General features: G+C 53.1%; 6 protein-coding genes. 2 read left to right on the forward strand and 4 right to left on the reverse strand.

All coding sequences use genetic code 11. From position 1 onward, the window contains the following. The 3 genes from recD to recC all read right to left on the reverse strand — a co-directional run. Positions 1-1,608: exodeoxyribonuclease V subunit alpha (recD, locus tag B2Z72_RS18235; protein WP_297005482.1), on the reverse strand; the 1,608-nt coding region annotated here is incomplete at its 3' end. After that, complete coding sequence (gene recB / locus B2Z72_RS18240) at positions 1,605-5,594, reverse strand: exodeoxyribonuclease V subunit beta (protein ID WP_297005485.1); 3,990 nt, start codon at positions 5,592-5,594, stop codon at positions 1,605-1,607. The genes recD and recB, both read right to left, overlap by 4 nt. 2 nt (positions 5,595-5,596) lie before the next feature. Then, a complete protein-coding gene (recC, locus tag B2Z72_RS18245; RefSeq protein ID WP_297005488.1) occupies positions 5,597-9,313 on the reverse strand; it encodes an exodeoxyribonuclease V subunit gamma in 3,717 nt (1,238 codons plus the stop codon). Between the two features lie 315 nt (positions 9,314-9,628). Between recC and B2Z72_RS18250 the strand changes: the two genes are divergently transcribed. Next, the gene (locus tag B2Z72_RS18250) at positions 9,629-9,952 is read left to right on the forward strand and encodes a hypothetical protein (RefSeq protein ID WP_296984196.1); all 324 of its coding nucleotides are present in this window, start codon (positions 9,629-9,631) and stop codon (positions 9,950-9,952) included. 111 nt (positions 9,953-10,063) lie between these two features. Here B2Z72_RS18250 and B2Z72_RS18255 read toward each other — a convergent pair whose 3' ends face one another. After that, complete coding sequence (locus B2Z72_RS18255; RefSeq protein ID WP_296984195.1) at positions 10,064-12,277, reverse strand: OsmC domain/YcaO domain-containing protein; 2,214 nt, start codon at positions 12,275-12,277, stop codon at positions 10,064-10,066. Positions 12,278-12,634: 357 nt separating this feature from the next. Between B2Z72_RS18255 and B2Z72_RS18260 the strand changes: the two genes are divergently transcribed. Then, positions 12,635-13,192, forward strand: coding sequence for a BLUF domain-containing protein (locus B2Z72_RS18260; RefSeq protein WP_296984194.1), 558 nt, complete (start codon positions 12,635-12,637; stop codon positions 13,190-13,192). The last annotated feature ends 82 nt before the right edge of the window (positions 13,193-13,274 follow it).

Below are 13,274 nucleotides of genomic sequence, written 5' to 3' on the forward strand. Positions count from 1 at the left end.
CGCCAGAGCGCCAGCCACACTGCTGATGCTGAGTAAACCGGAAGCCCGCAGCAATTGTTCGATACGCAGGTTCACCTGCTCCACGCCGTACGGCCCCTGCCGCAGAGCGACCAGCACCTGAAAGCGGTTAAAGGCGGCAAACACCTGAGCTGCGTCTGCCCCAGCACTGACGGCGTTACAGAAATCCCGGTAGCCATGAGTAACCGCCTCGCGCCAGCGCGGCTGTTGCCAATAAATATCCTGCGTCTCCAGCAGATCAAATGTTACATCATCAAATTGTGCGAACGCCTGCTCTGCGGCCGCGGCATCACTGCGGTTTACTGCCGCAGCCAAATGACCGATACCACTGTTGGCATCAAACCGATGCGATATGCGCAGCGACGCCATGGCGTTCTGCATGGGTCCACAGGCAGGCTCTGTGTAGGCAGTAAGATCACACTCTGTGAGCTGTTGCAGCACTGCAGCAAAGGCCGCATCCGGGCCATGCTGTTGCCCGGCATCGCATAAATCCGCCAGCACACTGCCGGCTTCCACTGACGCCAGCTGATCTTTATCGCCCAACAGAATCAACCGCGTTGCCGGCGAAAGTGCGGCAAACAGATGAAACATCATGGGTAAATCCACCATGGACGCTTCGTCCACCACCACGCAATCAAACGGCAATGTCTGTTCTGCGTTGTATCTGAAACCATTGGGCGTCCAGCCGAGCAGACGATGCAGCGTGTAACTTTCATCGGGTATCCGCCCCGCATAAGGCAGACTGTTACCATTACTGGCATTCAGCTTGGCCTGGCGAATGGATTCCGTCATGCGCGCAGCGGCTTTACCGGTCGGCGCCGCCAGGGCTATCGACATCTGCGGCGACTGACTGATCAGCGCCGATAACAGACGTGTAACCGTGGTGGTTTTCCCCGTTCCGGGCCCACCGGTAATGACCGTAAACTGCTGCAAGCATGCGGTGGCCGCTGCGACTTTCTGCCAATCCACCAGACTGCTGTCGGCACTGGCAAATAATTCATTTAATACCTGCTGCAAAGCAGCGTGTTCGTCTTCGTTCTGCTCGCCGGTTTTTTCAACTTCGGGACCACGTCCGATACGCTGATGTATCTGCTGCAGCACACCCTGCTCATAAAAATAGTACCGTGCCAGATACAGCCGGCCATTATTCAGCACCAGAGGCTGATGCTGATAGCGGGCCGCCGATGCATCAGAAGCCGCCGGATTAAATACGGTAAAACTGCGCTGCAGAACCGCATACAGGTCCTCAACAACAGACTGCCATTCTTCATCCAGTTCCATAACCGGGCACATAACAGGACCAATAACAGAACTACGCGTCTGGTCAGCCGTCGCCGGGCTAAACGCTGGTAAGGAGTCCGGTAAACAGACCGGCAGACAGACCTGGCCTTTGCCCAACGCGGCACTGACCATCTGCGCCGCAAATTCCAGTAGCCGCAGCTCATCTTCGGTCAGATCCGAGCGTCCTTTTTCATAAGCCAGAATCTGACGCCCGACCTGATAATCAATGGCACGCAGCGGAGAATCTGCTTCCTGTCGCACACGATTAACAGCTGTGTGAGTCATGCCACGATTCATGTTTTGAGTCATGCTGCATCCTCCTCTGCGCCGCTGAGAATTGCCCGCCACTGCGCCAGGGCATGAGGATCAACACTGTGGTAATAAACACCCGGCGCCTGCGGCAAACTGGCAGCATCACTTTTAATATCCGTTACCTCGGGTTCATCAAATAAATCCACCTGTGCAAACAGATCAGCCTGTGCTGACTCTGTTTGCCCTGTTGTTTTATTTGTTGTTTCCTGCTCACGCACAGTCGCAGCAGATGGTACAGCAGACAGCAATGGTGCCTCAGCCCCCAGATGCATACCGCGCAGATAAAAATAATACACGCCCCCCAAATGCTGTTGCGGTGAATAATCCGGCAACCGCTGACTCAACAGACGATCCAGCGCCACGGTATAAATCCAGGCCTGTAAATCGTACTGATGACTCACCATGGCGGCGTTCAATGCCGCCGGAGCGTAATCCTGTAACCGTTCACCCAGGAAATTCGATTTATAATCCGCCACATAGTAGCGCCCCTGATAGCAAAAAATCAGGTCAATAAAGCCCTTAAGGTAGCCGGATAACGCATCAAACTGAAAACGTTCTGCCTGAGCAGAATCTGCATTTCCCTGAGCCAGTAAACGATTCACCTGCGAAGCCTGTAAACCGGCCACCGGAAGATAAAATTCCATTTCATCAAGGCGCCCACCTTCGACAATATCCTGCAGTGTGAAGGTTTCACTGCTGCCCGCCGCGGACAGCGTATTCAGCGGGCTTTGCACAACGGCAGTTAACCACTGCGCCAACTGTTCAGTCTGATTGATAGCGTGTGATGGTTGTGTTGCCTGTGCCTGGCCGTTCTGATTCAGCGACTCATCGTAAAGGCCATAATGGCGCAGCTCGCGCTCACATATATCCAGCAGTTGTGCCTGATCGTGAAAATCCCAGTGTTCAAATACAGCATGCAAACAGGTACCAGCATTCGCGCCGCGGGCAAAGGTCAGTGCCGCCGCGTCTGAATTAAATTCCTGTCGTTCAGCCAAGGCAGAAGATGCCTGAGTATCGTCTGGCAAATCAGCAATCGGCAGAAAGCTTCCCACTGAATCGCTGTAGAGCGTTTCATCGGTACGCAGCAGTGCATCATCCGCAATCCCCTCTGACACAGCCGTACTCTGCTCCGCTGCAGCAGTCATACCGTTCTGACTATGCGTGCCATGTGCGGCCGCCAGCTGACTGTAACTGCTGACCCGCCAGTGATCCCATTTTCCCGCTTTTATCTGTGCAGGTTTTATCTGCGCTGCTTCACCTGCGCCACTCAGCTTACCTTCAGCAAGAAGCCACGCCGGCGGTGCACACAGCTGTATTGCCTGACTGTCAGTCATACGCTGCTCTAACACGGACCATTGCGGATCTGATTCAATGTCGAGTAAATAGCCCAGCGCGGTGTCGGCAATGCGGGATTTTTTCTGTCTGCTACTGCGCCCGTCGAGAGCGTCGGCCAACCAGATAAAACAGCCCTGCACCGCACGGGTAACAGCAACGTACAGAAGGCGCAGAGACTCAGCCAGTGCATCACGCCGGGCTGCCGCTTTTGCTTCCTCATCCGGATCAAGATCCAGCACCATGCAGTCATCGCGGACGGAGAAATACTGCGTATCGCTTTTGCTGTTCGGCAGGTAACTGTCATCCCAGAGGAAAGGTAAAAATACCAGCGGATATTCCAGACCTTTCGATTTATGAATGGTCACAATGGTCACCAGATTGGCATCACTTTCGAGCCTTAACTGAGCTTCATCGCCGGAACGTTCTTCCGAGAAAACCTGCTCGCCAAACCAGCGTAACAATGCCTCATGGCCACGCAGACGTCGTGACGCTGCCTGCAGTAATTCACCGAGGTGCATCATATTGGTCAGCTGGCGTTCACCGTCTTCCTGATAGCGCAGACGTTCGGCGCGCTGATCCTGCTCCAGCCAATGCATCACCGCCGCCATGATGCCACGCCGGTTCCACAGCTGGTGATAGGCCAGATTCTGCTCCAGCGCCTGTTCCCAGGCCTGCTCATTATTCAGCAGATGGTCGAGCTGTAACGCACTGAATCCCTGACTAAGGGTTGCCAGCGCGGTGCGCAATGCCCGCTCATCGGAGGGGTGAGCGACCGCCTGCAACCAGGCAAACATGTCTTTGGCTTCCTGTGATTCATACACGCTGTCGCGGGTCAGAAATACACTGCCAATGCCGTGTATCATTAACGCATCCCGAATCCAGCCTGCCTGCTTACGGCTGCGCACCAGTACCGCAATATCTTTTGCCTGAACCTTATCGTCGCCCAACTGTGCGTCACCGCTGAGCAGACCATGAATGGCCGCAGCACACTGTTCAGCCACTTCCGCCTGAGCGGTAGTGCGCGAATATTCTTCGCCGTCAAACCAGAGTTGCAGAGGAGACTGAACCTCTCCGGCAATGGTTAATGGCTGGCTGTCGGCTTTACCTGCGGCCGCCACTTCAACAAAGTGAATATCCTCATCAAAAATAAACGGGCTTTTGTGAGCCGTAAACAACTGGTTAACACCATCAACCAGTAAAGAGTGACTGCGCCAGTTAGTACCAAGCGTAAAGCGCCGTTCGTCGCTGAGCTGCCGCCGCGCCTGAATATAGGTAAAAATATCGGCACCACGGAAGCCGTAAATGGCCTGTTTAGGGTCGCCGATCATAATCAGCCCGTAATGGTCTGGCTGCGTCGCCAGCCTGTCATCAGCCTGACCAGCGGGCGGATAAATACGGTTAAAAATATCGTATTGCTGCGGATCGGTATCCTGAAATTCATCGATCATCGCCAGCGGATACTGACGACGGATATGAGATGCCAGCAAATCCCCCTGCTCACCGCGCAGCGCGGTTACCAGCAGACGTAAAAGATCATCCGGCGTTAACGCCCCGGCTTTTTCCAGCAAATCAAAATAACGTTCTTTGATCACATCCAGCCATGCCATTTCAAGCATCAGCTGCAATGCGTCTGCCTGCGCACAGAAATCAGCAATGGCATCAAACAATTCATGTTTTGGCAGATCGCCACTGGCCAGTTTTTCTTCCATCCCCGCCGGAGTCAGGCGATCAAGGTTATCGGCAGCAGGCAGACTGAAAGACGACAGAAAATACTGATACGCCTGACCAATCCATTTAGGCGTATTGGTTTTACTGTAACTGCGTTTATTCAGCCCTGAATCCTGAATCAGAGCAGCGATATCTTCCGCAGCGGTTGCTTTACACAAGGTAGCAACCTTGTGAAATTGTTCTTTTGTCCGTTGCCAGACAGCATCAAGATTGTGATCGTTTATCTCAGGAACGATGCGCATATCCGGGCGACTGATGCGCGAACGGACCTTGGCAAACAAGGCATCCGGGCCATTGTAGCGGCTTAATAAAAACCGCCCCTGCTCTGTATTCAGGCCGTAGGCTTCGGTACGCCAGACATCTTCACAGGCCTGTTGCAGATATTGTTCACTGTCCAGCACCAGCTCAGCGTCGAACACCACACCACTGTCGAAGGCAAACTGCTTCAGCATGCGCTGACAGAAACCGTGAATGGTATAAATCGCTGCTTCATCCATCAGCGCCAGGTTACTTTGCAACCAGGGTAATAATTGCTGGCGAATATCCGCCTCACTGACACCGGCAGCAGCAGACAACTGCGCCAGATAATCCGGCAGATCAGAATCCGCCGCCGGCTGATCATTTTCCAGTCGCAGTAAATCTTCCAGAGTCAGACGCAGACGCTGGCGAATCCGGCCGCGTAATTCTTCCGTTGCTGCACGGGTAAAGGTCACTACCAGAATCTGATCACAGCCTAACCGACCGCTACTGCCATCTGCAGCAGATGAATCCAGAGTATCTGCTGCTGCACCACTGCGGCCATGCCCAAGAATCAAACGATTATAAAGCCCGGTAATGGTAAAGGTTTTACCGGTACCGGCACTGGCCTCAATCAGGGATTGGCCGTACAGCGGAAAATGCGGAATGGATAACGTCTTCATCGTTACACCTCCCCGCTCTTACTGCTCTGAATCTCGTTACTGTAAATCTCGCTACTGTGAGTCTCGTCGCTGTGAATATGCGTTTTAATATCTGCCATCAACACACCATATTTCTCCAACCAGTCTGACGAAGCACCCAACAGCACCTTACTGACAAAATCCGGCATACAGCGTTGCAGATACGGCGACGCAAGTTCGCCAAATTCTGCCTCTGCCTGCTTATGCATCTGCTTTTGTACGTGTTCGTTTTTATCCGTGACGCTGTCCGGGTATTTTTCGCTGGCGATATCCTCTGCAGACAGCAGATTCCACAAAGTATCCGGCAGATGGGGAACAGGTTGCCGCCAGGCCTGCATAAACCATGTCAGCGCCTGTTGCATATGTTCTTTTGCCAGCGTTGGCGGCGGCGCCTGCAAACGTATATGTCGCAGTTGCGTCCCCTTTTTACCTTTGCTTAATCCCAGCAGATGCGCATGAGAAATCAGCCCGGGCTGCGCCGTCTGTGCCATAACCAGATCGAGCCAGAGGGATAACAGGTGTTTACCATGAATGTCGCCTACCCGATAAAACACCAGATATCCGCACGGCTCATCCGTGTGAGCAAGTGGATCATGGCTGTCATTGCTATAGCCACGTTGTAATTCGCCCTTCACTGAAACCTGAATGGTCTTCAATTCTGCAGCAACGGAATCGTCTTCTGCAGCGGCTTCATTGTTCACTTCGATAGCACATTCACTGTCACACAGCAGCTGACGACTGGCTAACGAATGCTCCGTCAGCAGCACAATCTGCTGCGCAAGCGGGACAGAATTGCCGACCAGATCCGCACTCCAGACCTCTCCTAATGCATTCACCGGCAGATGGCCAAGCGCCTGCTGACGCGCGGTAAAATTAGGCAGATCACTTAATAGACCGTGATCATAACTGCCGCCGTTAGCGAGACTGAAATCCTGCAGTGCCAGATGCAGCCAGTCTTCTTTCAGCTGATACGAATCGAGCCCCTGCAGCGTAAAGGGCTCTTCGGTTTCATGTGCCTGCCAATAACTGTCAAACGATGCGCGCAAACGGCGTTTTACAAAAAACTTAAAGGGATCGTTCAGTGCCTGCTTAACATCTTCCCAGTCGGCCTGAGTAACATCCAGTTCCGCCGGCAGCGGCAAAGGTTGAGTAAAAAACTGCGAGGCGCCTGCGTCCTGCGCACCCTGCACATTTAATTGCTCTGCGGCATTCGCCACGGCGGACCACAACGTCTGATATCCGGCAACAGCACGGCTGCCCTCAGGCGGAATAAATGACTGACGGTTATATGGCTGCAACGGCAGATATTCCGTCAGCCATTCGTGCATCGCTTCACGGCTTTCGCTGTGCGGCAGGTCACTGTGCTGCGCCAGACAATAACTGTCACACAGATAATCCTGCAGTTCTGCCACCAGCACCGATGGCTGCAGCTCAGCGTTTTCGCGCACATCACGGCCACGGTAACTGATGTACAGATAATTCTGTGCGGAGCAGACAGCTTCAAGAAATAAATAACGGTCGTCTTCCCGGCGCGAACGGTCGCCACGGCGGGATTTACCACTGACCATTAAATCGAACCCCACCGGGGTTACCCGGCGTGGGTAATCTTCGTCATTCATGCCGAGCAGGCACACGGCTTTAAACGGAATAGAACGCATCGGCATCAGAGTACAGAAGTTCACCGGCCCCGCGAGAAAACGCTGCCAGCCGCCCTGTTGCCCTAATTCATTAATAAACCAGCTACGTACCACCACCGGGCTGAGTGTCTGGTTAAATGCCGAGGTATTTAATTCTTCCAGCCAGCTCATAATGGCATCGCGGATTTTTTGCAGCGGGAACTGATCGTTATCTTCTGCCAGATAAAAATCATCCAGCATGGTTAACAGAATGGCGGACCACTGTTCGGCCGTTTTACCTGTCTGCCGGATTTCTCCGCCAACAGGCGAAGCATCAGCGGACAGACCGTCTGCATCAGCATCAGTATCAGAATCAGAGCAGAATATTTTTTGCCAGTATTCCAGCGTATCAACGAACTGCATCAGTTTACCGAGCAATTCACCTTCGTTACCCTCCGCCGCGCTGACCGGAAAATCACCACGAAAATCCTGTTGCGAGTCAGGTAACATATAGCCCAGCAATAATTGCCGCAGCCCTTTACGCCAGCTGTTCTGCTCAAAAGCAGGTAAGCCCAGCTGCTGTCGTTGTTCACTGTCCAGCCCCCAGCGCACCTGAGCGCGCGCCAGCCAGTCACGCAGCAACGGTAAATCGTCTTCACTGATCGCAAAACGCTGGCGGATCGCCGGCACATCCAGCCAATCCTGAACCTCGGTAATCAGAAAGCGGCTGTCGGCCAGGTTTAACAGAGAAAGGAAACTGTCGATCAGAGGTTCTTCCTGCGCAATCGACTGGTCGGCAATGGCCCAGGGAATACGGTAATCATCACCATGTTGCGTTTGCGCCCGGCTGCTGGCAAATACCGCATCAATGTAAGGAGCATACTGATCGATATCCGGCACCATCACCACAATATCGCGCGGTTTCAGTTGCGGGTCGTTATCGAGCCAATACAGAATCTGATCATACAGCCGCTGAACTTCGCGCAGCGGGCTGTGGGCACTGACAAAACGCACGCTGCCATCGTCTGCCGCCACCACCTGTTTAAAAGCACTGCTGTTCACCGCTTCTTTGGTAAACGCGCGCTGCTGCGGATCATTCAGATTGAGAATATCGTCCTGCAGGTGTTGCAGCAGATTAACCGGCTGGCGCTCAACGTAGGCTTCGATATCGGCCATATTTTCCGGACGCTGTTCAGCAGTTTCATGCACCAGTGTAAGAAAATCCCGCCCCAGCCTTCCCCAGGAGGCCAGTAATGGATTACCCCGCTCCAGCAGATCCGCAGCCATAGGTTGCTGCCGTAAAATCGCCCGGCGCTGTTTATCGCTGACAATATCGCCCCAGAAATTACGGCAAGGGTTGAGCAGAAAGAAATGCACTTCAACCTGAGCTGAAATAGCCTGCAGGACCTGCCAGTAACTGCCAGGCAGTGCCGCAATTCCGAACACAAACAGACGCTTTGGCAGGCCGTTCAGACGTTCCGGATAACGCTGCACCAGATCTTCCAGCTCACTTAATAAGCGTGCCCTGTGATCCAGCGAATGACCGAGTTCGGCACTGTCGGCCACCAGCGCACGCCATACCAGAGGTTGCCACGGATGCGCACTGACATCGCCATCGGCGATGGTGTCATCCCCCAACTCCCAACCCAGTAACCAGTCCGGACGATAGAGCAGATACTGGTCAAAGACGTCGGCGATGGTTTGCGCCAGCTGAAAACATTTCAGCCCGTTGTGATCCGCTTCAAGATAATGGGCAATGGCTTCACATCCGGGCTGCTGTGCTAATGTCGGCAGCAGGCGCATCAGCTTCCAGCTCATGATCTGTTTATCGAAGTGCGACTGTTCCGGCAATTCCGGCTTCAGCCGGTTAAACACTTTCCAGATAAAACTCGACGGTAAAGGGAAATCCACCTGAGCTGCGATCCCCAGGCCATCCGCCAGCTGCAGTTTGAGCCAGTGCGCCATCCCCTGACTCTGTACCAGTATGGCTTCCTGATCGAACGGCCCAAGGGGCGCGGTGCGCATCTCGTTAAGCAGAATTCCCCGCAGAACTTCAAGATCATTGGAATGGTACAGACGGAACATAGACACTCAATCCGGGCGCAGAAGATATGCTCAGAGATTACCAGATATTGCCCCGTCCCTGTACAAGTGTGCGCTCTGTCACGGACAGTTCTGGATCCTTTGCAGAAACGACGACCTTTTCCACGCATGCGCAGAGTTCCCAGGAATTTTCCACCAATTGATCAAATTGCGTACTGCTTCACGCCATGGTGAATCCTGCTGAACCTTCTTTACACAGGCGCCTCCCACCTTTGCGCTTGGCATGATCCCGCCGACCATGAAGATTAAAAGCGCGTGAATTAACAGCACCAGATAAGCATAAGTAAGGAGTACACAATGAAAACATTATCGTCCGCAATGACTGCCCTGATGGTAGCTCTGACCATGACACTGGCCGCCTGCAGCGGGGAACAGCCTGAGAGCATAAGTCAGAAAGCAGAACAGGCCGCTGACAGTGTGAAAGAATCAGCCAGCGCAGCCTATGATGAAAGCAAAGAAACCATCTCGGAAGCGGCTGAAAATACCGGCGATTACATGGAAGAAAAAGGTGAAGATATTTCCGACGCCACCAGCGATATGGCCACCGACGCTGGCAATGCGGTAGAGGATGCCTGCGAGAATGTGAAGGAATCAGCAGGCGCTGAAGATACGGATTGCTGATCCCTTCACCGGGTCAATATCCGCCGTATAAAAAAGAGCGCCATTGGCGCTCTTTTTTCTGCCGGCTTTTTATGTCCGGCATTTTATGACTACCTTTTATGCCCGGCTCTTTTACTGACCAGCAATCTGCATTCCCGCCGCTTTGGCACGGGCGGCGTGCAGTTTTTTATAGCTGTTGATCAGACGCTGATGTTTATCCAGCCCTTCCAGCTGCATATTGGTTAGCGTGAGTCCGTAAAAACGCACACTGCCCTCTACCGAACCAACTGCCGCCTGCATGCGCTCTTCACCGTACATGCGGGTGAAGTTAGCGATAAAATCAGCCAGCTCCAGCTCATCATCCAGAGTCACTTCCAGCACACAGTTCAGCGCCTGATAAAACAAACCACGTTCAACCGTATTGTCGTTAAACTGCAGGAACATTTCAGTCAGCTCTTTCGCCTCCTCCAGACGATTGACCGCCAGATAAATCAGCAGTTTAAGTTCCAGAATGGTGAGCTGTCCCCACACGGTATTATCGTCAAACTCGACGCCGATCAGGGTAATAATGTCCGTGTAGTTATCCAGCTCGCTTTCTTCCAGACGCTCCACCAGATCATTCAGCTGCTCTTCGTCGAGACGATGCAGATTTAAAATATCTTCACGGAAATACAGTGCTTTGTTGGTGTTATCCCAGATCAGATCTTCAACCGGGTACACTTCGGAATAGTCCGGCACCAGAATACGGCAGGCTTTGGCACCCAGCTGCTCATAGACCGCCATATAAGATTCTTTGCCCATGTCTTCGAGAATATCGAACAGGGTCTGTGCTTCCTGCTGGTTAGAGTCTTCGCCTTCGCCAGAAAAATCCCACTCACAGAAATCATAATCTGCTTTTGCACTGAAGAAGCGCCAGGACACCAGCCCGGTGGAATCAATAAAATGCTCGACGAAATTATTCGGCTCCTGCACGGCCTGACTTTCAAAGGTTGGCTGCGGTACATCGTTCAGGCCTTCAAAACTGCGCCCCTGCAGCAGTTCCGTCAGACTGCGCTCCAGCGCCACTTCAAAACTCGGATGAGCACCGAAAGAAGCAAACACACCGCCATTACGCGGATTCATCAGGGTCACGCACATCACCGGAAACTGACCACCTAAGGAGGCGTCTTTGACCAGAACCGGGAATCCCTGCTCTTCCAGCCCTTTGATACCGGCGATAATGCCCGGGTATTTATTCAGCACATCCTGCGGTACATCCGGCAACGCCAATTCATTTTCCAGAATTTCACGTTTTACCGCGCGCTCAAAAATCTCTGACAGACACTGCACCTGAGCTTCTTCGATGGTGTTGCCCGCGCTCATGCCATTACTGAGGAACAGGTTTTCGATCAGGTTAGACGGGAAGTAAACCGTCTCGCCATCGGACTGGCGCACAAATGGCAGCGAGCAGATGCCACGCTCCACATTGCCGGAGTTGGTATCAATCAGATGTGTGCCCTGTAATTCCCCTTCCGGGTCGTACACACCGAGGCAGTAATCATCCAGAATCTCTGGCGGCAGACTGTCGTCTTCACCGGGCTGAAACCATTGCTCATCCGGGTAATGCACAAATTCAGCATTGGCCAGCTCTTCACCAAAGAACTGATCGTTATAGAAAAAGTTGCAGTTAAGGCGTTCAATAAATTCGCCGAGTGCTGAGGCCAGAGCGCTCTCTTTGGTTGCGCCTTTACCATTGGTGAAGCACATCTGTGAATCCGCATCGCGGATATGCAGTGACCATACATTCGGCACGATATTGCGCCAGGAAGCGACCTCAATCTTCATACCGAGGTCTGCCAGCAGGCCACTCATATTGGCAATGGTCTGCTCCAGAGGCAGGTCTTTGCCGGGAATGTAGGTTTCGCTGTCGCTGTCCGTGCCCACGGTCAGCAGCGCCTGGGCATCGTCATCGAGACTGTCGACGGCTTCAATAACGAATTCCGGCCCGGTCTGTACAACTTTTTTCACTGTACAGCGCTCAATGGAACGCAGAATACCGGTGCGGTCTTTCTCCGACAGCCCTTCCGGCAGCTCGACCTGAATCTTAAAAATCTGCTTATAGCGGTCTTCCGGATCGACGATATTGTTCTGCGACAGGCGGATATTTTCAGTAGGAATGTCACGCGCCAGGCAATAAACCTTCACAAAATACGCGGCACACATCGCCGAAGACGCGAGAAAATAGTCAAACGGCCCCGGCGCTGAGCCATCGCCTTTGTATCGGATGGGCTGATCGGCCACCACGGTGAAGTCGTCGAACTTGGCTTCAACCCGCAGGTTGTCGAGGAAATTGACCTTAATTTGCATGCACGGTACCGCTTAACATTTGTGTCGTTTGCCCACTGGGCGATTGGGCCGACATTATGCGGATTTTTGCCCTGTGAGTCTCGCCTTCTCTCAGCCGCTATTGGCGTCAACTGGCCTCTTGCAGCCCTTCTGTACCATATTCAGCGCCGTTTGTTTCAGCGCCAGCAAACAGGTTAACGCTGACTATCAGATCAATAGCGTCCTTTTATAATGTCCTGTCAGATAATACCGCCGCATTACTTTGTACAGGTTTTTGTATAAGATGTTGTACAAACTATTGTACAACTTAATATTCATCCCCTGATGGCACGCAGAATCGCCTGCAGAGCCCGCTCAGGGTCAATACAGGTATCCCTCATGTCACAGCTGATCCGTCTCGTGTATGCCAGCCACTCCGTTCACAAGCCGAACGGTGGTGCCGTTGACCCAGTGGTCGGTTCCGTACTGGCGCAGTCCCGCCGCAACAACCCTAAGAATGAAATCGGTGGCATCCTCTTCTTCGGCGATGGTTACTTTTTCCAGTGTCTGGAAGGCGAAGCCCACAAAGTGATTGCCACCTATAACCGCATCGTACGTGACGACCGTCATACCGGTGCTCAGGTGTTGCTGCAGCGCAGTATTGATGAGCGTCTGTTTACCGACTGGTCTATGAAATACATCCCGGCAGCCGACGGCGTTAAAGCCCTGCTGAAAAAACACGGCTATCGCCGCTTTACACCGTTTGAGTTTTCCCACGACCTGATTGAGCAGCTGGTCGCCCAACTGCACCGCGAGCAACAGGGTTTATCATCGGATAAAGGCAGAGCAGCCACACATGACAGTGGATTGCTTTCTGCAGCCTCTGACCACGCCGACAGCCCGGCTCCTCAGCCAGGACTGTGGCAGAAACTGGCGGCGCGCATCGGCCTCAGCTGAGCCCCCTACTGCAACCCTGCGCAGTTGATTACTGCGCCGAGCACTGCACTTCAGCAAGACATTTGAGCAGTACATTTGAGCA

It is taken from the genome of Thalassolituus sp. UBA6592 (genome assembly GCF_002433655.1).
Taxonomy (GTDB): Bacteria; Pseudomonadota; Gammaproteobacteria; order Pseudomonadales; family Oceanobacteraceae; genus Venatoribacter.